A 22553-nucleotide genomic window follows, 5' to 3' on the forward strand; every position below is an offset into this window, starting at 1 on the left:
ATGACAGCGACGCAGGTGCGGGCCACAGGCGACCAGGTGGAGACACTGCTGTCCGAGCTGGCCGCGATCAGCGACGCGGGCACCCGGGCCAAGGCGGAGGAACTCGTCCGGCTGCTCGTCGAGCTGTACGGCTCCGCGCTCGGCAAGGTCATGGAGATCGTCACCGAGAGCGAGGCGGCCGACGTGCTGCGCCGGCTCACCGCCGACGACCTGGTCGCCGGGCTGCTCGCCGTACACGACCTGCACCCGCTGAGCACCGAGGAGCGGGTACGGGCCGCGCTGGACGGCGTGCGGCCCTACCTGGGGACGCACGCCGGCGGGGTCGAGCTGCTGGAGGTGGGCGCCGAGGGGGTGGTGCGACTGCGGCTGGAGGGGACCTGCCACGGCTGCCCCTCCTCCCTCGTCACCGTCAGGACGGCGATCGAGCGGGCGGTCGTGGAGGCGGCGCCCGAGGTGCTGCGGGTGGACGTGGACGGCATGGTCGACGCCGTCGGCTCGTCGCTCCTGCAGGTCGGGCTGCGCCCGCCGCCGGGGCCCTGCCCGGTGCCCGAGGGGGCCGGTTCATGACCTTGCGCAAGTTCGTCCTGCCGCCTCCCGCCGCGGAGGCGCCCGCGTTCGAGAGGTGCGAGATGTGCGCCGAACGGATCGGGGAAGAGCACGGGCACGTGGTGAACGTGGGCAGCAGGGCCCTGATGTGCGTCTGCCGGGCCTGCCACCTGCTGTTCACCCGGGCCGAGGGGCGGTACCTGGCCGTCCCCGACCGATATCGGCACGATCCGTCGTTCGTCCTGGCGGCGGCGGACTGGGAGGAGCTGCGGATCCCGGTCCGGATGGCGTTCTTCTTCCACAACTCGGCGCTGGGCCGTACCGTCGCCTTCTATCCCAGTCCGGGTGGGGCCACCGAGTCGGAGCTGCCGCTTGACACCTGGGAGCGGGTGCTGGCGGCCAACCCGTCGCTGAGTGATCCGCTCCCCGACGTCGAGGCCCTGATCGTCGACCGGCGGCACGGGGGTGGCGCGGGCTACCTGGTGCCGATCGACGCCTGCTATCGGCTGACCGGTCTGGTCCGCACGCACTGGAAGGGGTTCGGGGGCGGGCAGGAGGCGTGGGAGGCGATCGACTCCTTCTTCGCGGAGCTGCGCGAGCGCAGCCTGCCGGTCCCGGCGGGAGACGGCCGTGGCTGATCTCGACTTCGCCGTCGCCGACGCGTGGGCCGACCGCTACGCGGCGGCGCCGACGCTCGTCTTCCGGCTGGGCGTCACCGCCCCGGCCGCCGTCCACGCGATAGCGCTGCGCTGCCAGATCCGGATCGAACCGCAGCGCCGGGGCTACGGGGCCGAGGAGCGGGAACTGCTCGCCGACCTGTTCGGGGAGCCGTCCCGCTGGGGGGACACGCTCAAGCCGCTGCAGTTCGCCACCGTGTCGACCATGGTGCCCGGTTTCTCCGGCACGCGGGAGGTCGAGCTGGCCGTACCGGTCACCTACGACCTGGAGGTGGCGACGGGCAAGTACTTCGCCTCCCTGCGGGACGGCGAGATCCCGCTGCTGATGCTGTTCAGCGGGACCGTCTTCGCGCGGACGGCGGCCGGATTCGCGGTCGAGCAGATCTCCTGGGCGTGCGAGGCCCGCTACCGGTTGCCCGTCCAGGTGTGGCGGGAGCTGATGGACCACTACTTCCCCGGCCAGGGCTGGATCCGGCTGAACCGCGACACGCTGGACGAACTGCAGCGGTTCAAGGTCTCCCGCACGCTGCCCACCTGGGACGAGGTCATCCACACTCTTCTGAAGGAGGTGCGAGGGTGAGCTCGCGTCTCGAGTCGGCCCGCAAGGTGGCCGACGCCGTGCTCTACGAGGGTTACCTGCTCTACCCCTACCGGGCGTCGGCCGCCAAGAACCGGTCCCGCTGGCAGTTCGGCGTGCTGGTCCCGCCCGGCTTCACCGCCACCGAGGAGCCCGCCGCCTCCCAGACCGAGTGCCTGCTGGAAGCGGGCCCCGACACGACCATCCACCTTCAACTGCGCTTCCTGCAGCTCCAGTCCAGGACCGCGGAGGAGGCCACGGACGACGGTTTCCGCCCTGTCGCCCGGCTGGAGGCCGCCTCCACGACCTACCTGACCTTCGACGAAGCCGTCGATCGTTCCGCGGACGCCACCTTGCCGCTGGCCGGACTGCTCACCGGAACCGCGCAGGTGGTGACGGTGGAGTTCGCCGCCGGGCAGTCGGTGGAACCGGTCGCGGACGGCCGGATCGTCCACGAGCACTGGCCGATCAGCGCGGCGCTGCGGGTCAAGGCGGAACCCCTGCCCGGACCGTACGGCCTGGCCAGGCTGCAGGTCCGGATCGAGAACACCGGCTCGTGGACGGGGCCGTCCCGGCAGGAGGCGTTGCGGCACTCCCTGATCGCCACGCACCTGCTGGTCGCGGTCGACTCGGGCGCGTTCGTCTCGCTGCTCGACCCGCCGGAGTGGGCGGCGCCCGCCGCGGAGAAGTGCGTGAACCTGCACACCTGGCCGGTCCTCGCCGGCGAGCCCGGCAGCCGCGACCTGATGCTGTCCGCGCCGATCATCCTCTACGACCACCCGGCCATCGCGCCGGAGAGCCCCGGCGACCTCTTCGACGCCACCGAGATCGACGAGATTCTCAGCCTCCGCACGATGACGCTCACCGACGAGGAGAAGCGCGAGGCGCGGGCCACCGACGCGCGGGCCGCCGAGATCATCGACCGTACCGACGACCTTCCGCCCGAACTCCTCGAACGCCTGCACGGCGCCATCCGCATGCTCCGGCCCCGAACCACCGTGCATGCCGGAGCGGGCGAGGACCCTGACCCGGAGGCGCGGCGGGAGAGCGTGCCGTGGTGGGATCCGGGAGCGGACGCGTCGGTGTCGCCGGAGAGCGACGGGGTCGTCATCGGCGGCGTCGAGGTCGCGAGGGGGAGCCGGGTCAGGCTGCTGCCGGGGCGCCCGCGGGGGACGCGGCGAGCGGACGCGCACGACATGTTCCTGGCCGGGCGGATCGCGCTGGTGGAGGCGGTCTTCCTCGACGTGGACGGCAACCGGCACCTGGCCGTGACGCTGGAGGACGACGAAGGGGCCGACCTCGCCAGGGCGCAGGGGCGGTTCCTGTACTTCGCCCCTGAGGAGGTCGAGTCGCTGTGACCCCTCGCATGCTGGTCGCGGGCGTCGGCAACGTCTTCCTCGGGGACGACGGCTTCGGCGTGGAGGTCGTCAGGCACCTGTCGCGCGGCGCGCTCCCGCCGGAGGTCAAGCTGGGCGACTTCGGCATCCGCGGCATCCACCTCGCCTACGAGCTGATGAACGGCTACGACACGACGATCCTCATCGACGCCCTTCCGCGGGGGGAGGCGCCGGGGACCGTCTACGTGCTCGACATCCGGCCGGAGGACGTGCCGAGCGGTACCGGGATCGCGGACGCGCACGACATGGCGCCGGAGGCGGTGCTGGCCCTGCTCGGGTCGCTGGGCGGCAGGACGGGCCGGGTGCTGCTGGTCGGGTGCGAGCCCGCGGACATCTCTCCGGGGATGGAGCTCACCCGGCCGGTCGCCGCCGCCGTGCCCAGGGCCGCCGAGCTCGTGGGCGAACTGATCAGAGAGAACCTGAACGAGGAGCGACAACCATGCTGAAAAGCCTGCTGATCACGGCCGTGGTGGTGGGGATCACCGTCCTGATCGTCAAGTCGAAGCCCGACATCGAGCGCTATCTCAGGATGCGAGCCATGTGAAGCGCTGCATACCGAATGTCACAGAAAGTGAGGGACAGTGCACGAGTTTGGGATAGCTGAGAGCGTTCTCGGCGCGGTCGAGAAGCGCGCCGCCGGACGCGGGGTGAGTCACGTCCGCGTCCAGGCGGGGGCGTTGCTCCGGATCACCGAGCCCGCCTTGGAACAGGCGTTCTCCATGGTCGCGGGGGGCACCGTGGCCGAGGGAGCCAAGATCGATCTGATCGTGCTCCCGGTACGGCTCGACTGCCGCTCCTGCGGGGGGAGCGCGGAGTCCACCGACGCCCTGGCGGCCTGCCCGGGCTGCGGGGGCCTCGACATCGACATGCACGGCGGGGAAGAACTCCTCCTCGAATCGATCCAACTGACGGAGGAAGAGCATGTGCCTGGGGATTCCCGGCGAGGTCGTGGAGATCCTGCCTGACCGTCCCGACCTCGCCAAGGTCGACGTGAGCGGGGTCCGGCGGGCGATCAACATCGGCCTGCTGGAGGGGGAAGGGCTGGCGCCGGGGGACTGGGTCCTCATCCACGTCGGCTTCGCGATGTCGAAGATCGACGAGGTGGAGGCGAAGGCCGCGCTCGACTTCCTGGAGAGCATCGGGCAGGCCTACGACGACGAGATCGCCGCGCTGCGCGAATCCATGATCGAAAAGGGGTGAGGCGGGGTGCGTTTCGTCGACGAGTACCGCGACGCCGAGAAGGCGCGGGCGGTCGCGGCCAAGATCGCCGCCCTGTGCGAGCCGGGCCGCTCCTACAAGTTCATGGAGGTGTGCGGCGGGCACACGCACACGATCTACAAGCACGGGCTGGAGGACTACCTGCCGCCGAACGTGACGCTGGTGCACGGGCCCGGCTGCCCGGTATGCGTGATCCCCATGGGCCGGGTCGACGACGCGATCCACATCGCCGGGCAACCCGATGTGATCATGACGTCGTTCGGCGACATGATGCGGGTGCCCGGCGGCAGGGGCTCGTTCTTCGACTCCATGGCGCGGGGCGCCTCGATCCGCATGGTCTACTCACCGCTCGACGCTCTCAAGATCGCCCGGCAGCACCCGGACAAGCGCGTCGTGTTCATGGCCATCGGCTTCGAGACCACCGCCCCGTCGACGGCGATGACCGTGCTACGGGCCGCCGCGGAGGGGATCGGCAACTTCTCCGTCTTCTGCAACCATGTGACCATCATCCCGGCGATCAAGGCCATCCTCGACTCTCCCGACCTGAGGCTGGACGGGTTCATCGGGCCCGGCCACGTCTCCACGGTGATCGGCTGCCGGCCGTACGAGTTCATCGCCCGCGAGTACGGCAAGCCGCTGGTGGTCGCCGGGTTCGAGCCGCTCGACATCCTGCAGTCGATCTACATGATCCTGGTGCAGCTCGCCGAGGGCCGCAGCGAGGTGGAGAACCAGTACGCCCGGGTGGTGCCCTGGGAGGGCAACCCCAAGGCGCTGGCGGTCATCGACCAGACCATGCGGCTGCGCACCTTCTTCGAGTGGCGGGGGCTGGGCTTCATCTCGCACTCGGCGCTCCGGATGCGCGACGAGTACGCCGCCCACGACGCCGAGAAGATCTTCGAGATTCCCGGCGACCGGGTGGCCGACCCGAAGGCCTGCCAGTGCGGCGAGGTGCTCAAGGGAGTACTCAAACCATGGGAGTGCAAGGTCTTCGGTACGGCGTGCACCCCGGAGACCCCGATCGGCACCTGCATGGTGTCCTCCGAGGGCGCCTGCGCGGCCTACTACAACTTCGGCCGGTTCTCCAGGGAACGAGTGAGGGAGGCGACCCGTACGTGAGCGCGGAACGAACCGGACCGGGGACGAGCGTGACCGCCGGCCAGGAGCGGCGGGCCGACTGGGCGGAGGCCGCGGTCCGGGAGCACGCGGGCCGGCCGGCGCCCACCGGCGAGGAACAGGTGCTCGAACGCATCGAGCGGGCCCGCGCCCGCCCCGCGCGGGTCAAGGAGAAGCACATCACGCTGGCCCACGGCTCTGGGGGCAAGGCGACCCAGACCCTGGTGGAGGCGGTGTTCCTGGAGGCGTTCCGCAACCCGCTGCTGGAGCCGCTGGAGGACGGCGCCGTGTTCACCGCCGGGCAGGCGCGGCTGGCCTTCTCCACCGACTCGTTCGTGGTGTCGCCGCTGTTCTTCCCGGGCGGCAACATCGGCGACCTGGCGGTGAACGGGACCGTGAACGACCTGGCGGTCTGCGGCGCCCGGCCCCTGCACCTGTCGGCCGGGTTCATCCTGGAGGAGGGTTTCCCGGTCGCCGACCTGCGTTCGATCGCCGCCACCATGGCGGAGGCGGCCCAGGCCGCGGGGGTGCGGATCGTCACCGGCGACACCAAGGTGGTGCAGCGCGGGAAGGGCGACGGCTGCTACATCACCACCGCCGGGGTCGGACTGCTGGAGCGGCCCGTCACCCTGGGCGCCGGCACCGTGCGGCCGGGTGACGTCGTCCTCGTCTCGGGCCCGGTCGGCGAGCACGGCATGACGATCATGCTCGCCCGCGGTGAGCTCGACATCGAGGCCGACCTGGTCTCCGACACCGCGCCGCTGAACGGCCTGGTGGACGGCCTGCTCGACGCCTGCGGAGCCCAGGTGCGCTGCCTGCGGGACGCGACCCGCGGCGGCGTCGCGACCATACTCAACGAGGTCGCCCGCGCCTCGGCCGTCGCCGTCGTCGCCGACGAGGACGCGGTCCCGGTACGGCCCGCCGTACGGGGGGCCTGCGAGCTGCTCGGCATCGACCCGCTCTACGTCGCCTGCGAGGGCCGCATGATCGCGATCGTGGACGGCTCGGCGGCCGACGCCGCGCTGGCCGCCCTGCGCGCCCACCCACTGGGCGCGGAGGCCGCGATCATCGGCCAGGTCAGGGACGACCCGCAGGGCCTGGTCCTGCTCAGGACGGGGTTCGGCGGCACCCGCATCGTCGACCTGCTCGTCGGTGATCCACTACCCCGGATATGCTGAGAATGAGGTGTGAGCCATGAGTCATTCAGGTGAATCCAAGGAAACCGGCCGGTCCAGAGGCAAGGGCCGGCACGCTCCCGACACGGGGCAGGCCAGCGCCGAGACCCGCCAGGCGGGCGACCGCGCCTTCTCCACCGAGTACGCGCCGCCTCCCGGCCCGCGCAGGGTGATCTCCTCCCAGGAGCGGAAAGGGGTCCCGGCGACCGACTCGACCGCCGCCTCCCCCCTCGGGGTGGGAGTGAGCGCCGGCAGGCGAGCCGAGGACACGGCCCTGCGGGAACAGGAGAAGGGCCGCAAGACCATGGGCTACGAGGGCAGGTCCCGGCGGCCCTACGGCACCTCCGACGCCGGTGACGCCACCGGGGTCAGGCCCCAGCAGCCCGTCCACAGCGGCAGTCCTCACCTCCCGCCCGACTGAGCCGCCCAGGCGACGACCGGCGCGGGGCCGTCCGGCGATCGGTCGCGGGCCGCGGCGATCACGGCCTGCCCGAGACTGACGCCGCCGTCGTTCGGCGGCACCCTGGAATGGGTCAGCACCCGGAATCCCGCGTCGGCCAGGCCGTCGACGGTTCTGGCCAGCAGGAGCCGGTTCTGGAAGACGCCGCCGGACAGGGCCACCGCGGAGAGCCCGCACGACTCCCGGACGGTCGTCGCCGCGGCGACGACCGCGCCCGCGACGCCGTTGTGGAACCGCGCGGCCACGATCGGCGGAGCCGCCCCCCGTGCGAGATCCTCGACCACCGCGCGGATCAGGTCGCCGCCCTGGATCCGGAACGGCTGCGCGGCCTGCGCCGATGCCCGCGTGAGCCGTGCCGGATAGGCGGTGAGCTCGGCCGGGTCGGCGAGTTGTTCCAGTTCGATCGCGGCCTGGCCCTCGTAGGTGACCTTGTCGCGGACTCCGATGATCGCCGCGGCGGCGTCGAACAGTCGCCCGGCGCTGGAGGTGAGCGGGGCGCCGATCCCGGAGCGGGCGACGGCGACGACGTCGGGCCAGTCGGGGTGGCGCAGCCGTACCGGCAGGTCGTCGGGTGGGGCGCCGGCGTAGGCCGCGTCCAGGTGGGCCGCCGCCATTCGCCACGGCTGCCTGATCGCGGTGACGCCGCCGGGCATCGGCAGCGGCTCGAGATGGCCGACGCGCCGGAATTCCGCGAGGTCGGCGACCATGATCTCGCCGCCCCACAGCGTGCCGTCCAGGCCGTAGCCCAGGCCGTCGAAGGCGACGCCGATCACCGGTCCCCACTCCTGGTTGTCGGCCAGGCAGCTCGCGATGTGGGCGTGGTGATGCTGCACCCCGACCAGCTCGGCGTCCAGGTCTAGGGCGTACTTCGTGGACAGGTACTCCGGGTGCAGGTCGTGCGCGACCAGCGCGGGGACGATGTCGAACAGCCGCTTGAAGTGCTCGATCCCCTCGGCGAACGAGCGCAGGGTCTCGTAGTTCTCCAGGTCGCCGATGTGCGGGGAGAGGAACGCGTGGGTGCCCTTGGCCAGGCAGAAGGTGTTCTTCAGCTCCGCGCCGCAGGCGAGCACCGGGCGGGCGACCCGTCCGGGCACGGTGACGGGATGGGGGGCGTACCCCCGCGACCGGCGTACGGGCAGCTCGCGGCCGCGGAAGACGCGGACGACCGAGTCGTCCACGCGCGTGTGGATGTCCCGGTCGTGGGTCAGGAAGGCGTCGGCGATGCCGGACAGCCGCGCCAGCGCGTCCTCGTCGCGGTAGGCGATCGGCTCGTCGGAGAGGTTGCCACTGGTCATCACCAGCGGTCCGGCGAACTGCCGCAGGAGCAGGTGGTGCAGGGGCGTGTAGGGCAGCATCAGGCCGAGGAACCGGTTGCCGGGAGCGACCGAGCGCGCGAGGTTCGGCGGGGCGGATCTCCTGCGCAGCAGCACGATGGGGCGGCGAGGCGCGGTCAGCAGGACGGCCTCGGCGTCGTCGACCTCGCACAGCTCCCGCGCCGCCGCCAGGTCGGCCACCATCACCGCGAACGCCCGCTCCTCGCGGTGCTTGCGGGCGCGCAGCGCGGCCACCGAGGCTTCGCGGGCGGCGTCGACGGCCAGGTGGTAGCCGCCGAGCCCCTTGACGGCCACCACCTGACCGGCGGCGAGACGGGAGGCGGCGGCGACGACGGCGTCCGCGCCCTCCGCCTCGTTCCCGGCGGCGTCGACGAACCTCAGCCGCGGTCCGCACGCGGGACAGCAGGTCGGCTGGGCGTGGAAGCGGCGATCGTCCGGGTCCGCGTACTCCTTCGCGCACCGCCCGCACATCTCGAACCCCGCCATCGTCGTCGCCCCCCGGTCATAGGGGACGTCGCGGACGATGGTGAACCGAGGGCCGCAGGCGGTGCAGTTGGTGAAGGCGTAGCCGTGGCGCGGATCGGCCGGGTCGAGGATCTCGCGCAGGCAGTCGTCGCAGGTGGCGAGGTCGGGGGAGACCAGGGTGCGCCGCTCGCCGTCCGCGACGCTGGGCAGGATCGCGAACTGCGCGGGCCCCACGCGACACCGGCTGCCCACCGGCTCGATGGGGGTGACGGTCAGGCGCTCGACCACCGCGAGAGGAGGCTTCTCCGCGAGGAGGGCGGCGCGGAAGGAGGTCAGCGCGGAGCTGCCGCCCTCGGCTTCCACGAAGACGCCCTGCGCGTCGTTCCCGACCCAGCCGTCCAGGTCGAACCGCAGGGCGAGCCGCCGTACGAACGGGCGGAAGCCGACCCCCTGCACCACGCCCTCCACCCTGATCGCATACCGTTCCCACTCGACCACACGATCATTGTGAGTCCGGTCGGTGACGCCGATCCATCGCGCAAGGCCAAGACGGGGTCTGTCATCGATGCCGATGCGCTTACGCTGTCGGCTCCCGCTCAGGGCGGACGCGGAAATCGACTGGCCCCGGCGCATGGGCGGCTGCCACACTCACCCGGTGCGGACGATGATCGAGGACATGGCCCACCGCTTGGTCGAGGTGCCGGGGGTGCTGGGGGTGCTGCTCGGCGGCAGCCGGGCGCGCGGCGAGCACCGGCCGGAGTCGGATTGGGATCTGGGCGTCTACTACCGCGGCGCACTCGACCTGAGCGCGTTGCGGGCGCTGGCCGGGCCGGAGGTGGAGGTGGCCGGGCCGGGCGGCTGGGGACCCTGGGTGAACGGCGGCGCGTGGCTGAAGGTCGACGGCGTGGCGGTGGACTGGATCCTGCGGGATCTGGACCGGGTGGAGAAGGTGTGGGCGGACTGCCGCGAGGGCCGCTATGAGGTGGGCGTCCAGATGGGGCACCCGCTCGGATTCTGGTCGCCCTGCTATGCGGGCGAGGTGGCCCTCGGCCAGGTGCTGGCCGATCCGGGAGGCGAGCTGACCCGGCTGCGGCGCGAGGTCGCGACCTATCCCGAGCCGCTGCGGAAAGCGTTGGTGGTGGGGGCCCGGGAGGCGGAGTTCCTGGTCGGTGTCGCGGCCAAGGGCGTGGCCCGAGGGGACACGCTCTATGTCGCGCTGTGCCTGTCGCGGGCCTTCGGCGTACTGGTGCAGGCACTCTTCGCGGAGAACCGGCGATGGTGCCTCAACGAGAAGGGCGCCCTGGCCGTCGCGGAGACGCTGCCGGGCGCGCCCGCCGGGTTCGGCCGGCGCGTTCGCCGCCTGCTGGGAGCACCGGGCGAGACGGCGGAGTCGCTGGCGGCGACGGTGACCGAGGCGCGGGCCCTGGTCGACGAGACCTGGGCCGCGCTCACCGGCAGGTGACAGATCATGGCCCCCGGGATGTCGGCGTTGTAGCCGGACTCGCCGAAGATCTGGCCCGGCTGCTCTTACTGACAAAGAGGGTTTACCTACCAGTTAAGTTGATCTATCGCCCATCACGATCTACCTTGGACAAGGTGAGCATGGAAGTGAGAAGCACTCTGGCCGTGAACGTGTCCCCAGGCGTGGGAGCGCGATGACCTCGCCCCTGGGCTCGTTGTACGGAGGCGGGGACGAGGAGCTCGACCGGCTGCTGGGGCAGTTCGAGGGGGAGGTCGCGGAGCTTCAGCGGCTTCAGGGGCGGATGCAGGGGATTCGCGGGCAGGGGCAGGCGGCCGATGGGCGGGTCACCGTGAAGGCGTCGCTGACCGGAGCGCTCGCCGGGCTCACGATCGACCCGCGGGCCATGCGGCTCGGGTCCGCCGAGCTGGCCGACGCGATTCTCCAGGCGGCCGGTGAAGCGATGCACGACGCCGAGAGGCAGGCCCAGGAGCTGATGGGGCCGTTCGTCGCCGGTACCCCGCTGGAGTCCGCGCTGCCGTACCGGGACGAGCGGTGAGCGGCGCGGCGCGGTGGCCCGCCGGGCGGACTGTGGTGGCCGGATCGCGTTGAGGATCAACCCGTCACGCGCCGCCATCTACGGCGCGGGAACGCTGGGCATCACGGCGTTCGTCTTCAAGATGCTCGCGGTCGAGTACCCCGACGGCGATCCGGCGAAGGCGCGCCAGGCCGGCGCCGTGTGGGCGCGGCTCGCCGACCGGCTCGAACAGAGCCCCGAGAACACCTACCCGGCCGCCGAGGCACTGTGGCGGAGGAACACGGGCGAGGGCGTGGAGGCGTTCAAGAAGGCCGTGACCGAAGGGCTCTACCCGCTGCCGCCCGGGGTGGGCCACCCCAAGCGGCTGGCCCTGGTGTGCCGCCGCAACAGTGCGGCGTGCGAGGAGTACGCCGAGGTCATCGAGACGGCGCAGCACGCGTACTGGACGGCCGCGCTGGCGAACTTCGCCAGTTTCGTCTTCATCACCACCTTCCCGTGGCAGGCCGGGGCCGCCTACCAGCTCACCCAGTTCCTGATGCGGCGGGCCCAGGCGAAACTCCTCGCCAAACTGCTCGAACACGCCGTCGCGAAGATCGTGCTCAGCAAGCTCACCGAGTACACGATCGGCAGCGTGTTCTTCGCCGTCGGCGACGTGGCGGTGGTGGCCGGCGTCCGGGCCGCGCGAGGCGAGGACCCGGGCTCGTGGGGCGACAACTCGAAGCAGGCGCTGAAGGAGTTCGCCGCCTCGGTCGCGTTCTACGGCGTGTTCGACGCGGCCATGCCCGCCGCCCGGGCGATGACCAAGAACGTGGACCTGCAGTACTTCATCAGCAGGATGGCGGGCGGATCGGCGGGGTACGGCCCCACCTACGACGCGCTGAACGGCCAGGAGGGCGGCGACCTCGTCCCCACCTGGAAGGAGACGCTGGGCCGGATCCTGCTCTACTTCACCATGTCCCACAAGCCGGCCGGCTGAGCCCGGCACCCGATCGGGGAGAAGCCAGATGTCCGCGGAACCGGCGGAGCCGCCGAAGAGCGTCACGGTCACGCCACCCGGCGAGGCGTACGACTCGTTGTGGAGCATCGCCGAGGAGCTGTTCGAGGACGGTTCGCGCTGGCGGAGCATCTACGACGAGAACCGGGACGTCCTCCAGGACCCGGGCGCGGTACGGCCGGGCATGACCCTCCGCCTGCCCCTGGAGTTCTATCCCGGCCACGTCAGAGCCGTCGCGGAGGTCTACGACGCCGAGCGGGTCGAGCTCGCCGGGTTCGTCAGGCAGGCGGCGGCGGAGCTGAACGGCATCGGGAACTTCTGGGGCTCGGGTCAGTCCGGGACCGCCTTCTTCAAGGGCCACGGCGGCGCCCAAGGGTACGAGGCGGCCTCCGCGCAGGTGATGGAGGGCGTCGAAGCCCTGCAGGACGCCCACGGGGACATCCCCGCGCGCCTGCGCCTCATGGCGGACAGAGTCCAGGTGGGTGACTGGGACAGCGTCCTCACCACGCTCTCGGAACTGCCGGAACCCGGCGAGGACCCGACGGTGTGGGGCGAGCCGTCGGCCTGATCCACGACGGCGGTCAGGGGGTGAGCAGGACCTTGATGGCGCCGTCGCGCTTCTTCTGGAAGATCTCGTAGCCGTGTGGGGCCTGGTCCAGCGGCAGCCGGGGGGTGGCCAGGTCCATCACCCCGAGCGGGTCGGTGTCGTCGGCGACCATCGGCATCAGGACGTCGACCCAGCGTTTGACGTGGGCCTGCCCCATCCGCAGGGTGATGCCCTGATGTCGCCCTCGCCCATGAACGGGCCCAGGATCTCGTACAAATGCTGGTCCGAGCCGCAGATTCCGGTTGAGGTGACCTTGATCAGGGGTTCTGGTCTCCTGGGGTCACCAGGCCGACCTCGTAGGCGATGATCACGGCTTGGACCCGGTCGCGGACCCCGAGCTTGGCGAACGTGTCGCTCACCCGGTTCTTCACCGTCGACAGGGAGAGGCCGATCTCGTCGGCGATCTGCCGGTTGGACAGCCCCCGGGCGATCAGCTCCAGCACCTGCCGTTCGCGTTCGGTCAGTCCCGAGAGCGCGGCGGGGACCACGACCGCGCGGGGGCGGGACGGGCGGACGAAGGTGCCGATCAGGCTGAGCAGCAGCCGGGGCGCCACCGTCGCCTCGCCTCTGTGCACGATTCTGATGCCCTCGATCAGCTCCTCCGGCGAGGCGTCCTTGGGCAGGAACCCGGACGCGCCCGCACGCAGTGCCGCGACCACGTGTTCCTCCAGGTCGAAGGTGCTCAACGCGAGGACCTTGGTGTCCGGCAACTCGGTGGCGATCCGCTCCGTGGCCGCCACCCCGTCCATGCCCGGCAGGTGCAGGTCCATCAGCACCACATCGGGGCGTAAGGCGTGGCTCTGCCGTACCGCGTCGAGTCCGTCGGCGGCCTCGCCCACGGTGGTCAGGCCGGGCGCGGTTTCGAGCAACATGCGCAGCCCCGCGCGGACCAGCACGTGGTCGTCCACGAGCAGCACCTTGATCACGTCTTCTCCTGCAGCGGGATGCGGGCATGTACCACGAAGCCTCCCGCGGATGAGGGGCCCGCGCGTAACTCGCCTCCGCACAGCGACACCCGCTCGGCCATTCCCGCCAGCCCGAGCCCCAGGCCCGCGCCGCCGGGACGGGGGAGACCGTCGTCGGTCACCTCCACTTCGACGAGGCCGGGCCGGTACGCGAGCCGTACCCTGGACCGGGCGCCCGCCGCGTGCTTGCGGGTGTTGGTGAGCGCCTCCTGGACGATGCGGTAGACCGCGTGGTCGACGGTCGTCGGCAGCTCGACCGCCTCGCCCGTCACCTGGAGTGCCGCGTTGCCCGACTTCTCGACCAGCGCGGGAAGCCTCGCCACTCCGATACCCGCCTGGCTCTCCAGTGCCTCGCCGTCGGCGCGCAGCACATCGAGCAGCTGGCGCATCTCCGTCATCGCCTCCCGGGCGGTCCCCTCCCCGGTGAGCAAGGTCTGCCGGGCGCGTTCCGGGTCGATCGGGATCGTCCTCCTGGCCACGCCCATGTAGAGGCTGACGACGCTGATGTGGTGGGCGATCACGTCGTGCAGCTCGCGTGCGATGCGACGGCGCTCCTCCCGTACGGCGTGCTCAGCCGCCTGCTGCTCCCTGCGCTGGGACAGCTCCTTTCGCAGACGGGTGATGTGTCCCGCCGCGACCGGTAGCGCCGGTGTCAGCGTGATGGCCACGTGCATCGACGAAGGGGACTCCCACGACAGGCGGAGGAGCCACCATCCGGCGACCACGGCCAGCGCCGCGATGACGATCGAAGCACGCGCCGAGGAGTATCGGCCCACGCTGTAGAGCGCGAGGAGCATGGCGCTGACCGGTGCGTCGTACGGGGGAAGCAGGGCGGTCACACCGTAGAGCACGCCGACGAGCACGGCCACGACGACCGGATGACGTCGTCGCAGCAGTACGAGCCCCGCACCGCCCAACGCGATCAGCACGATCATGGTGCTGAGCCCCTGGTTGGCGGAGGCGGTCTCCGCCACCAGAACCACCAGGGCCAGCGCGACGTCCCCCACCCATGGACGCCGCGTCCACCGCCGCAGGGCCGCCGAAGACATGCCCTCCAATGGACCACATGGGCGACCACCACGCAATGGATCAGGAGGCGGGCCGACGGCTAGCGCCGGGTTCCGAGGCCGGCGACGATCGTCTCGGTCGTCGGATCCTCGACGACGTTCACCGCCTGTCCGTCGCTGAGGAAGAGCACCCGGTCGGCGTGGGACGCGGCGGCCGGGTCATGGGTGACCATGATGACCGTCTGCCGCAGAGCATCGACGACGAGGCGGAGCAGCGCCAGGATCTCCTGTCCCGACCTGGTGTCGAGGTTGCCCGTCGGCTCGTCGGCGAAGACGACCTCCGGCCTGGCCACCAGCGCGCGGCAGATGGCCACCCGCTGCTGCTGGCCGCCGGACAGTTCGTGCGGTCGCCGGTGGACGTGGTCGGCGATTCCGGTCCGTTTCACCAGTTCCGCCACCCAGCCGGGGTCCGCCCTCCTGCCCGCGAGCCGCAGCGGCAGCTCGATGTTCTCCCTCGCGGTCAGCGCGGGAAGCAGGTTGAACGCCTGGAAGACGAATCCGGCCCGCTCCCTGCGCATGGTGGACAGCTCGGCCTCGGTCAACCCCGTGAGGTCCGCGCCGCCCACGCTGACCGAGCCCGACGTGGGCTGGGTCAGCCCGGCGGCGCACTGCAGCAGCGTGGTCTTGCCGGAACCCGACTGCCCCATCACTCCGGTGAACGACCCGCGAGCGAAGCTGTAGCTGACGTCCCTGAGCGCGGTGACCGCCGAGGCGCCCGTGCCGTAAACCTTCCCGACCCCGTCGAGACGGACCGCAGGCTCGATGCCGCCGTTCATACCTGGCCCCTACCTTTCGTTCCTGATTGCCGCGCGTACGACCAGCAGCGATCCCGCCAAAGTGCCCAGGAGCGCGCCTCCGCCAAGAGGAGCCAGCCAGTCGAAGGGGATGAACAACAACATGTTGGCCAGGCCGGTGGGCTCGCTCGCGGAGTGGACGAGCACCGTCCAGGCGGTCGCGGCGAGGGCCAGCACGAGGACGGGCACCACCGTGAGCACGCTCTCCCAGCAGACCATCCTCATCACCTGACCTCGGCGCATGCCGATGTGCCGCATGCCGGTGAACTCCCGCCTGCGGTCGAGCAGCGCCAGACACAGGCTGTTGACGCCCGCCACCAGGCAGAAGAGCGCGATCAGCACGGAGAGGTAGGGCAGCACCCGGTTCCGCTCGGCGCTCTCCTGCGTCTTGCGCCACACGTACTCCCGCTTGCTCAAGGACTCGACGACCGAGCCTGGGCCCGCGCTCTCGCCGAGGTCCGCCCCTCGCACATACACCGCGTTGTACGGCTCCGGCGACAGGTGGGCGGCGGTGAAGCCGGCTCTGGAGAACAGCGCCGACGTGAGCTCCGGAGTGTCGGGGTAGATCGTCGCCACCATGTAGACCTCGTCCTTCGCCGCCCCGGGAAAGCGGACCCGCAGCCGCGATCCGACCTCGGTCTTGTCCCTGGCCGCCAGCGAGTCGCTGATGGCGACCTCCCTCTTGCCCAGGTCGCCGAGCGGCCGGCCGCGCACGGAGAGGTCCAGGACCCGCGTGATGTCTCCGGTGACCACCGTGGCGGTCGTGGGCGGCAGCGGGCCTTGGACGGGCGGCCGTCCTTCCGCCGTCACGGTGAGCGGCAGTGAACGGATCCCCACCGCGGCGGACGTGTCCTCGTGGTCCTGGACGCGACGCCTCAGCGCCTCGGACAGCCCACCGGTCACGGCCGGGGGCTTCAGCACGTGGTCGGCGCTCACATCCCTGGCGGACTGCTCGGCCGCCCGCCAGTCGTAGAAGAGTTGCGTGCTGACGATCACGCCGACCAGTGTCACGCCGAGCGTGAGCGACCCCACCGCCCCGGCGAACCTGCGGTGGTTGAAGACCACGTTGGCCACGGCCAGGAAGCCGCCCGCCCGCGACGTGCGGGCCGCCCCGCCCCGCAGCAGCCTGCCCACGAGCAGCACGAACCACGGAGCCACCAGGCCCACCGAGGCGACGATCAGGATCATGCCGGCGAACTGCACCGCCAGGTTCCCGAGAGGCCCGCCGAAATCGACCAGGTCCCTGAGCTGGAGCAGCGAGAGGACGGCGGCCATCGCCAGCAGCGCCAAACCGGTCAGCAGCCGTCCCCGGCCGAGTCGCCCGCCCTCCGCCGGAGCCTCCCCCAGCGCGTCCCCCGGGCGGATCCGTAGCGCTCGCCGTACCGCCATCAGGCTCGCCAGCACGGCCACGGCCATGGTGAGCGCGAACGTCCACAGCATGGGGAGAGGGTGGTAGCTGACCTCGAATGCCGCGTTCACCGTGCCGAAGTCGCGGAAGCGAGCCGCGATCACCGGAGCGAGGAGCATGCCGAGTGGGACCGCCACCGCTGTGGCGACCACGGAGAACAGCATCCCCTCTGTGAGCAGCAACCGGCGGATCTGCCCCGGGCGCGCCCCGACGGCGCGCAGAACCGCGATCTCCGTGCCCCTGCGACGGACCGACAGTCCCATGGCCGCCGCGACCATGCCGGTCGCGACGAGCGCCGTGGTCCACACCAGGAACCACAGGGTGTTGAACCCGCCGCCGGGAACGATGTTGCCCTCTTCCGCGCTGCGGTCCGCGCCGCTCGCGATGCGCACCGTCCGCGCACCCGGCGCGTTGTGGGACTGCACGACACGCGCGACGGCCGCCTGAAGCGACTCCACGCCTGTGCCCGGCCGGGGGTAGACGCCGAGCGCGTCGGTCCCCGAGCCGCGCCCGGTCAGCTTCGCGGCGTGGCCGTCCTCGAAGAACAGCGCCGACTGGTGGCGCCAGGCCGTCGGCGTCGTGGCCACGCCGACCACCTCATGGCGCCGGACGGTTCCCGACACGCCGACCTCGACGCGGTCGCCGATCCTGATCCGCGCCGCCTCGGCCAGTCGCGCGTCCACGACCACCTCGTTCTCAGCCCGCGGCGGCCTGCCCTCCCGGATGTGGAAAGGCGTCAGGCGGGCGCTCGACCAGCCATGCCCCCACGGCCGGGGGTACTGGTCACCCGCGACCTCCACCGGAACTCCGCGGACGGAGAGGTTCGCGGCGAAACTGAGGTCCGGGACCGTCGCCGCCACCTCGGGGAGCGCGTCGACGGTCGCCACCAGTTCGGGTGGGATCGCCCCCGCGATACCACCTGTCCCGACGACCAGCGGAACGCCCGCGTACCGTTCCACCGGAACCTCCTGCCGGACCGTCGAGTCGACGACGAACCAGAGCGCGCTGACCACGGTCGCCGCGACGACCAGGGTGATGAGCGCGCCCATCACGCTCCCCGGATGCCATCGCAGCGTGCGCCACGCCATCCACACCAACTGGGCCCTCCGATCCGGCCGAGGCGGCATTCGCCGCCCTCGCCGTCCTCAGTTCCGGCAGTCTCCGGGCCCATGGCCATGAACCCGGAGACCTTCCCACCAGCGTGCTGCGTGCGGCGATCCGGATCCTCGGCCGCTGGAAGGATCCTCCGACGGGACCACAGACCCCCGGATGACGGGAAAGGGGCCTGTGGTCCCGTCGGTCACGGGGGCGAAAGCTGATCGAAAGCGGCCTACAAGTGCAGGCAGGTGGGCATCTCTCTGGTGCTCTCCGGCTCCTACCAGAAATACGTGTGCCTCAGTCAGGGGCCTTTTATCCTCTACGTCCAGCGATAGCTGTGTCTCGACGGGTCCGGTCGTGCTGCGGCGACCGGATCCGTCGCTCGCACCGTGATCGGTTCCAGCGGCGCGGTCTCAGCCGAGGGCCAGGTCCGCGACCCGGCGGGCCAGCAAGCGGGCGGGGTCCAGCACCGGGACGGGGACGCGGGAGCGGTCCAGGGCCAGCACGATCTCGGTGCACGCGGTGACCACCCGCTCCGCGCCGCGATCGGCGAGGGAACGGGAGACGTCCACCAGCGCCCGCCGGTGAGCCGGGTGGACGCCGCCGCTCTTGACGGCGCCGATGGCGGCCGTGACCTGCCGCTGGCCGGGCTCGTCCGGCTCGATCACCGCCAGGCCGCGCCGCCGCAGAGCGTCCGCGTACAGGCCCGCGCGCAGGGTGCCCGTGGTGGCCAGCAGTCCGGCCACGCGGACGCCGTCGGCGGCGAGGGCGTCGGCCGTGACCTCGACGATGCTCACCAGTTCCAGCCCGGCCTCGTCGGCGAGGCGCGGGACGAAGGCGTGGGCGGTGTTGCAGGGTACGGCGAGCATCTCGCACCCCGCCCGCTTCAGCGCCTCGATGCCCCGCCGCAGGTACGGGGTCGGGTCCTCGCCGCCGCCGAGCAGGCTCAGGGAGCGGTCAGGGACGCGGGGGTCGCCCCAGATGACGACGGGCACGTGCCCTTGGTCGCAGGTGGCCGCCGTCTCCTCCACGAGCTTGCCGTAGAAGTCGACGGTGGCCGCCGGGCCCATGCCGCCGAGGACGCCGACCAGCCGGGGCCCGCTCACCGGCCACCGCACGGGCGGAAGCCGGACCGGCCGGTGAACCGAGTCATCACGAAGTGTCCTCTCCCTGTCCGGCGAGCTTGGGGGCAGCCGCCCGGACAAGGATCGAGGTATAAGGTGCTCCCGCTGCCCAGACGCAGCAATACGGCACCAAGGGAGTAATCCATGCAGGATTCCGGCATCGAGCCTCTGGGGTTGCTGTCGGAGACCGACCTCGAACTCATCGACGCCCTCCAGATCAACCCGCGAGCGAGCTGGACCGATGTGGGGGCGGCGATCGGCGCGGACCCGGTGACGGCGGCGCGGCGCTGGCAGCGGCTGAACAGCACCGGGAGGGCGTGGACCACCGTCGCGCTGGGGCAGCGCCAGATGCACGCGATGAGCATGGTGTTCCTGGAGATCGACTGCGAGGCAGGGGCGGCGGTCGAGGTCGCGGACACGCTCGCGACGGCGCGGCACCTCATCACCGTCCAGCACGTCGCCGCCGACCACGACCTGTTCGTGATCGGCGCCGCCGCGTCGATGCCGGCGCTGGCGGACTACCTGCTCACGGACCTGCCGAGGGTGCCCGGCGTGGCGAAGGTGCGCACCCATGTCGCCACCCGCGTCTTCGAGGCCTCCTGCCGCTGGCGGCTGCGCGTGCTGTCCCCCCGGGCCGCGGGCGCGCTGGCCAGGAGACCCGGCCCGCCGGAGTCCACCAGGCAGATGGACGAGGCCGACCGGCTGCTGTTCAAGGCCCTCCTCACGGACGGCCGCGCCGGCTGCGCCGAACTCGCGCACGCTGTCGGCAAGTCCGAGCGCACCGTGCAGCGCAGGCTGTCGCGCCTGGTCGCGACCGGTGACATCGACTTCCGCTGCGACCTGGCGCGCTCGCAGGCGGGCTGGCACGCCTCGGCGGTGCTGTGGCTGCGGATGCCCGACGGGCTGCTGGAGGAGACGGGCCGGGCGCTGCTCGACTGGCCGGAGACGCGGACCTGCGCGGCGCTCGCCGGGGCCCGCAACATGCTCCTCACCGTCGGCCTGCACGGGGTCTCCGACCTGCACCCGCTGGTGGTACGCCTGGAGGAGCGGTTCCCCCACGTGAGCATCGCCGACCGGCAGATCGTCCTGCGGCAGTCGAAGCTCTACGGGCGGGTCCTCGACCCGCTCGGCCGCTGCACGAGCGTCGTCCCGGTGGACCCGTGGAGCCTGCGCGCCTGACGTTCAGCGCGGCTCGGGGATCTCGCCTCCGCGGGCCTCCCGGCACAGGCCGGCCCGCAGCACGTCGGCCTCGCGGCGACCCCGGTCGAACAGCTTCACGCCGATCTTCCGCTCCAGCGCGGTCATCTGCTGGGAGACGGCCGAGGAGGTGTAACCGAGCCGGTCGGCGGCGGCGGCGAAGGAGCCCAGCTGGACGACCTCGCGGAGAGTACGCAGGTGCTCCGGCTTCAGCATTAGAGTTCCTTGCTCTCAAGGTTGCTAAATGTCGTGTTTATAGCGCTTCCAATTCTTTTTGCCACTCCTACAGTGAGGCCCACCATCACTCGAGCCTCTGAGAGTCACCAAGCACCTACAGCGTGGATGCCCCGTCCTTCAGGTCGGGGAGGAAACGCGGCACCATGGGCCATGGTGTTCTCCTGATTCTGTCGGTGACGTTCGGTAGTTTGTTCGGCGTGTCCCGTTACCGGCTTCAGCCGACGCCTGTCCAGGAGGCTGCGCTGCTGGAGCACTGCGGACACGCCCGATACGTGTGGAATCTCGCGGTCGAGCAGCACGCGCACTGGCGTCCGGGACTGAAGTCCGCGCCGGGTTTCGCCGAGCAGTGTCGTCAGTTGACGCAGGCGCGGGCGGAGTTCGGGTGGCTGCGCGCTGGGTCGATCATTGTGCAGCAGCAGGCGTTGAAGGATTTCGCGCAGGCGTTGGCGAATTTCTTCGGTGGAACGCATCGCAGGCCGGGGTGGCGTAGGCGCGGGCGGGGTGAGGGTTTTCGGATCGTGGCGGTCAAGCCGGGTGACGTGCGCCGCGTGTCTCGGAACGTGGGTGAGGTGAGGGTGCCGAAGGTGGGGTGGGTGCGGTTTCGCTGGTCGCGAGCCGTCCCTGTCGGGGTGAGGTCGTATCGGGTCACCCGCGATGCGGCGGGGCGCTGGCATGTGGCGTTCGCCGCGATCCCCGCACCAGTGCCCGGTCCTGGAACCGGTGGGGTTGTCGGTGTGGACCGTGGCGTGAGCGTGTCGGCGGCGCTGTCCACCGGCGAGCTGCTGAACGCGCCCACGCTGCGCGATACGGAGAAGAGGCGTCTGCTGCGGCTGTTGCGCGGGCTGGCGCGGGCCGAGCGCGGCTCAAACCGGCGCGGCAGGGTCAAGGCGGCGATCGCCCGGCTGAAGGCGCGTGAGGTGGATCGGCGTAAGGACTGGGTCGAGAAGACGTCCACCGATCTGGCCCGCCACTTCGACGTGATCGCGGTCGAAGAGTTGAAGATCGGCAGCATGACCCGGTCGGCGAAGGGCACTCTCGCCGAGCCTGGCCGCAACGTCCGGCAGAAGGCCGGCCTGAACCGGGGCATCCTGGCCAACGGGTGGGGCCTGCTCGTGGAACGGCTGGAGCACAAAGCCCCAGGCCGCGTCCAGAAGATCAACCCGCGTTACACGTCGCGGACCTGCAACGCCTGCAAGCATGTCGCCGGGAAGAGTCGTGAGAGCCAAGCGCTCTTCCTGTGTGTGGCCTGCGGGTGGCGGGACAACGCCGACGTCAACGCGGCCCGCAACATACGAGATACCGCCGCAGGGCATGCGGTGGCCGCACGGGGAGGCGCCGGGTTGCCGGAGCCTGTGAACCGTGAACCTCAACACGACCGCCTCCCCGTGGGGTAGTCGCCGTTGGAATCCCCCGCCTTCACTGAAGGCGGGGGAGGATGTCAAACCGTATGAGCAGCTGGTCAAGCTGTTCAGGACCGCGGCCGAGGCGGGGATCGCGGTCGCCACGCACGCCATCGGAGACCAGGCCAACCATCTGGTCATCGACGCGTACGAGGCCATCGGGACGGCGGCGGGGCTGCGGCACAGGATCGAGCACGCCCAGCACCTGCGGTCGCCTGACCTGACCCGGATGGCCAGGCTGGGCATCGCCGCCTCGATGCAGCCCGTCCACTGCACCAGCGACATCGACCTGGTCGACTCGCTGCTGGCCGGGCACGAGCTGGCCTCCTACGCCTGGCGCGGGATGCTGAACGCGGGCGTCGCGCTGGCCTTCGGCTCCGACGCCCCGGTCGAGCACCCCAACCCGTTCGCCGCGCTGTACGCCGCGGTGACCCGTACCCGCCAGGACGGCACGCCCGCCGGCGGCTGGCAGCCCGAGCAGAAGCTGAGCATGGCCGAGGCCATCACGGCGCACACCCTGGGCGCGGCCTACGCGGCGGGGGAGCAGGACCGCAAGGGCGTCCTGGCGCCCGGCATGCTCGCCGACTTCATCGCGGTGGACACCGACCCCTACCTGGAGTCGCCAGACGCGGTGCTGCGCACCAAGGTCATGACCACCGTCGTCGGCGGCGAAGTCCGCTGGCAGCGATCCTGAAGGAGCACC

At 71.3% G+C, this 22553-nt stretch carries 25 protein-coding genes; 17 read left to right on the forward strand and 8 right to left on the reverse strand.

Annotated elements, in window-relative coordinates; translation table 11 throughout:
- The 10 genes from ABZ911_RS17010 (at position 1) to ABZ911_RS17055 (ending at position 7124) form a co-directional block, all read left to right on the forward strand.
- A complete protein-coding gene (locus tag ABZ911_RS17010; RefSeq protein ID WP_358056104.1) occupies positions 1-567 on the forward strand; it encodes a NifU family protein in 567 nt (188 codons plus the stop codon).
- Entirely contained in the window at positions 564-1184 is a 621-nt protein-coding gene (locus ABZ911_RS17015) for a DUF5947 family protein (RefSeq protein WP_358056106.1), read from the forward strand. Before ABZ911_RS17010 ends, ABZ911_RS17015 begins: the two co-directional genes overlap by 4 nt.
- Complete coding sequence (locus ABZ911_RS17020; protein WP_358056108.1) at positions 1177-1803, forward strand: DUF6084 family protein; 627 nt, start codon at positions 1177-1179, stop codon at positions 1801-1803. Before ABZ911_RS17015 ends, ABZ911_RS17020 begins: the two co-directional genes overlap by 8 nt.
- Entirely contained in the window at positions 1800-3158 is a 1359-nt protein-coding gene (locus ABZ911_RS17025) for a hypothetical protein (RefSeq protein WP_358056110.1), read from the forward strand. The genes ABZ911_RS17020 and ABZ911_RS17025 overlap by 4 nt, the downstream gene beginning before the upstream one ends.
- Positions 3155-3643 (forward strand): hydrogenase maturation protease, encoded by a 489-nt coding sequence (locus ABZ911_RS17030; RefSeq protein ID WP_358056112.1) that lies wholly within the window; start codon positions 3155-3157, stop codon positions 3641-3643. Before ABZ911_RS17025 ends, ABZ911_RS17030 begins: the two co-directional genes overlap by 4 nt.
- Before the next feature lie 135 nt (positions 3644-3778).
- Positions 3779-4162 carry a hydrogenase maturation nickel metallochaperone HypA gene (locus ABZ911_RS17035; protein ID WP_358056114.1) on the forward strand — a complete coding sequence of 128 codons (384 nt, stop codon included), beginning with the start codon at positions 3779-3781 and terminating at the stop codon, positions 4160-4162.
- Positions 4119-4397, forward strand: a complete 279-nt coding sequence (locus ABZ911_RS17040) for a HypC/HybG/HupF family hydrogenase formation chaperone (RefSeq protein WP_358056116.1) — start codon at positions 4119-4121, stop codon at positions 4395-4397. Before ABZ911_RS17035 ends, ABZ911_RS17040 begins: the two co-directional genes overlap by 44 nt.
- A gap of 6 nt (positions 4398-4403) precedes the next feature.
- On the forward strand, positions 4404-5531 hold the full coding sequence (hypD, locus tag ABZ911_RS17045; protein WP_358056118.1) for a hydrogenase formation protein HypD: 1128 nt from the start codon (positions 4404-4406) through the stop codon (positions 5529-5531).
- Positions 5528-6706 (forward strand): hydrogenase expression/formation protein HypE, encoded by a 1179-nt coding sequence (gene hypE / locus ABZ911_RS17050; RefSeq protein WP_358056120.1) that lies wholly within the window; start codon positions 5528-5530, stop codon positions 6704-6706. The genes hypD and hypE overlap by 4 nt, the downstream gene beginning before the upstream one ends.
- A 16-nt stretch (positions 6707-6722) precedes the next feature.
- Positions 6723-7124, forward strand: a complete 402-nt coding sequence (locus ABZ911_RS17055) for a hypothetical protein (protein WP_358056122.1) — start codon at positions 6723-6725, stop codon at positions 7122-7124.
- Here ABZ911_RS17055 and hypF read toward each other — a convergent pair.
- Positions 7106-9460, reverse strand: a complete 2355-nt coding sequence (hypF, locus tag ABZ911_RS17060; protein ID WP_358056124.1) for a carbamoyltransferase HypF — start codon at positions 9458-9460, stop codon at positions 7106-7108. The genes ABZ911_RS17055 and hypF overlap by 19 nt on opposite strands.
- Before the next feature lie 166 nt (positions 9461-9626).
- Between hypF and ABZ911_RS17065 the strand changes: the two genes are divergently transcribed.
- The 4 genes from ABZ911_RS17065 to ABZ911_RS17080 all read left to right on the forward strand — a co-directional run bounded on the left by ABZ911_RS17065 (position 9627) and on the right by ABZ911_RS17080 (position 12521).
- Positions 9627-10424 (forward strand): DUF4037 domain-containing protein, encoded by a 798-nt coding sequence (locus ABZ911_RS17065; protein WP_358056395.1) that lies wholly within the window; start codon positions 9627-9629, stop codon positions 10422-10424.
- 193 nt (positions 10425-10617) lie between these two features.
- Positions 10618-10980 (forward strand): YbaB/EbfC family nucleoid-associated protein, encoded by a 363-nt coding sequence (locus ABZ911_RS17070; protein WP_358056126.1) that lies wholly within the window; start codon positions 10618-10620, stop codon positions 10978-10980.
- Positions 10981-11029: 49 nt separating this feature from the next.
- Positions 11030-11935 carry a hypothetical protein gene (locus ABZ911_RS17075; RefSeq protein WP_358056128.1) on the forward strand — a complete coding sequence of 302 codons (906 nt, stop codon included), beginning with the start codon at positions 11030-11032 and terminating at the stop codon, positions 11933-11935.
- Positions 11936-11963: 28 nt separating this feature from the next.
- A complete protein-coding gene (locus ABZ911_RS17080) occupies positions 11964-12521 on the forward strand; it encodes a hypothetical protein (RefSeq protein WP_358056130.1) in 558 nt (185 codons plus the stop codon).
- 13 nt (positions 12522-12534) lie between these two features.
- On the opposite strand, the gene ABZ911_RS17085 is transcribed toward ABZ911_RS17080, so the two are convergent.
- The 6 genes from ABZ911_RS17085 to ABZ911_RS17110 all read right to left on the reverse strand — a co-directional run bounded on the left by ABZ911_RS17085 (position 12535) and on the right by ABZ911_RS17110 (position 18998).
- Positions 12535-12717, reverse strand: coding sequence for a hypothetical protein (locus ABZ911_RS17085; RefSeq protein ID WP_358056132.1), 183 nt, complete (start codon positions 12715-12717; stop codon positions 12535-12537).
- A 100-nt stretch (positions 12718-12817) separates the two neighbouring features.
- Positions 12818-13486 (reverse strand): response regulator transcription factor, encoded by a 669-nt coding sequence (locus tag ABZ911_RS17090; protein WP_358056134.1) that lies wholly within the window; start codon positions 13484-13486, stop codon positions 12818-12820.
- The gene (locus ABZ911_RS17095; RefSeq protein ID WP_358056136.1) at positions 13483-14574 is read right to left on the reverse strand and encodes a histidine kinase; all 1092 of its coding nucleotides are present in this window, start codon (positions 14572-14574) and stop codon (positions 13483-13485) included. The genes ABZ911_RS17090 and ABZ911_RS17095 overlap by 4 nt, the downstream gene beginning before the upstream one ends.
- 59 nt (positions 14575-14633) lie before the next feature.
- Positions 14634-15368, reverse strand: coding sequence for an ABC transporter ATP-binding protein (locus ABZ911_RS17100; RefSeq protein ID WP_358056138.1), 735 nt, complete (start codon positions 15366-15368; stop codon positions 14634-14636).
- A 9-nt stretch (positions 15369-15377) separates the two neighbouring features.
- Positions 15378-17843, reverse strand: coding sequence for an ABC transporter permease (locus ABZ911_RS17105; protein WP_358056140.1), 2466 nt, complete (start codon positions 17841-17843; stop codon positions 15378-15380).
- 462 nt (positions 17844-18305) lie between these two features.
- Positions 18306-18998, reverse strand: coding sequence for an amino acid racemase (locus ABZ911_RS17110; RefSeq protein ID WP_358056142.1), 693 nt, complete (start codon positions 18996-18998; stop codon positions 18306-18308).
- Positions 18999-19160: 162 nt separating this feature from the next.
- Here ABZ911_RS17110 and ABZ911_RS17115 point away from each other — a divergent pair, with 162 nt between their 5' ends.
- Complete coding sequence (locus ABZ911_RS17115; protein ID WP_358056144.1) at positions 19161-20195, forward strand: Lrp/AsnC family transcriptional regulator; 1035 nt, start codon at positions 19161-19163, stop codon at positions 20193-20195.
- Positions 20196-20198: 3 nt separating this feature from the next.
- Here ABZ911_RS17115 and ABZ911_RS17120 read toward each other — a convergent pair whose 3' ends face one another.
- Positions 20199-20429, reverse strand: coding sequence for a LysR family transcriptional regulator (locus ABZ911_RS17120; RefSeq protein ID WP_358056146.1), 231 nt, complete (start codon positions 20427-20429; stop codon positions 20199-20201).
- 218 nt (positions 20430-20647) lie between these two features.
- Between ABZ911_RS17120 and ABZ911_RS17125 the strand changes: the two genes are divergently transcribed.
- Together ABZ911_RS17125 and ABZ911_RS17130 are read left to right on the forward strand one after the other, a co-directional pair.
- The gene (locus ABZ911_RS17125; RefSeq protein WP_358056148.1) at positions 20648-21844 is read left to right on the forward strand and encodes a transposase; all 1197 of its coding nucleotides are present in this window, start codon (positions 20648-20650) and stop codon (positions 21842-21844) included.
- The gene (locus ABZ911_RS17130; RefSeq protein WP_358056150.1) at positions 21810-22544 is read left to right on the forward strand and encodes an amidohydrolase family protein; all 735 of its coding nucleotides are present in this window, start codon (positions 21810-21812) and stop codon (positions 22542-22544) included. Before ABZ911_RS17125 ends, ABZ911_RS17130 begins: the two co-directional genes overlap by 35 nt.
- Positions 22545-22553: the final 9 nt, after the last annotated feature.

The organism is Nonomuraea sp. NPDC046570 (assembly GCF_040645915.1).
Taxonomy (GTDB): Bacteria; Actinomycetota; Actinomycetes; order Streptosporangiales; family Streptosporangiaceae; genus Nonomuraea.

What these genes read in the sequence shown, in the direction of transcription:
- ABZ911_RS17010 (WP_358056104.1), top strand. Translation starts at nt 1, where the DNA reads ATGACAGCGACGCAGGTGCGGGCCACAGGCGACCAGGTGGAGACACTG.
- ABZ911_RS17015 (WP_358056106.1), top strand. Translation starts at nt 564, where the DNA reads ATGACCTTGCGCAAGTTCGTCCTGCCGCCTCCCGCCGCGGAGGCGCCC.
- ABZ911_RS17040 (WP_358056116.1), top strand. Translation starts at nt 4,119, where the DNA reads ATGTGCCTGGGGATTCCCGGCGAGGTCGTGGAGATCCTGCCTGACCGT.
- ABZ911_RS17055 (WP_358056122.1), top strand. Translation starts at nt 6,723, where the DNA reads ATGAGTCATTCAGGTGAATCCAAGGAAACCGGCCGGTCCAGAGGCAAG.
- ABZ911_RS17065 (WP_358056395.1), top strand. Translation starts at nt 9,627, where the DNA reads ATGATCGAGGACATGGCCCACCGCTTGGTCGAGGTGCCGGGGGTGCTG.
- ABZ911_RS17070 (WP_358056126.1), top strand. Translation starts at nt 10,618, where the DNA reads ATGACCTCGCCCCTGGGCTCGTTGTACGGAGGCGGGGACGAGGAGCTC.
- ABZ911_RS17080 (WP_358056130.1), top strand. Translation starts at nt 11,964, where the DNA reads ATGTCCGCGGAACCGGCGGAGCCGCCGAAGAGCGTCACGGTCACGCCA.
- ABZ911_RS17085 (WP_358056132.1), bottom strand. Translation starts at nt 12,717, where the DNA reads ATGGGGCAGGCCCACGTCAAACGCTGGGTCGACGTCCTGATGCCGATG.
- ABZ911_RS17095 (WP_358056136.1), bottom strand. Translation starts at nt 14,574, where the DNA reads ATGTCTTCGGCGGCCCTGCGGCGGTGGACGCGGCGTCCATGGGTGGGG.
- ABZ911_RS17100 (WP_358056138.1), bottom strand. Translation starts at nt 15,368, where the DNA reads ATGAACGGCGGCATCGAGCCTGCGGTCCGTCTCGACGGGGTCGGGAAG.
- ABZ911_RS17105 (WP_358056140.1), bottom strand. Translation starts at nt 17,843, where the DNA reads ATGGGCGCGCTCATCACCCTGGTCGTCGCGGCGACCGTGGTCAGCGCG.
- ABZ911_RS17115 (WP_358056144.1), top strand. Translation starts at nt 19,161, where the DNA reads ATGCAGGATTCCGGCATCGAGCCTCTGGGGTTGCTGTCGGAGACCGAC.
- ABZ911_RS17120 (WP_358056146.1), bottom strand. Translation starts at nt 20,429, where the DNA reads ATGCTGAAGCCGGAGCACCTGCGTACTCTCCGCGAGGTCGTCCAGCTG.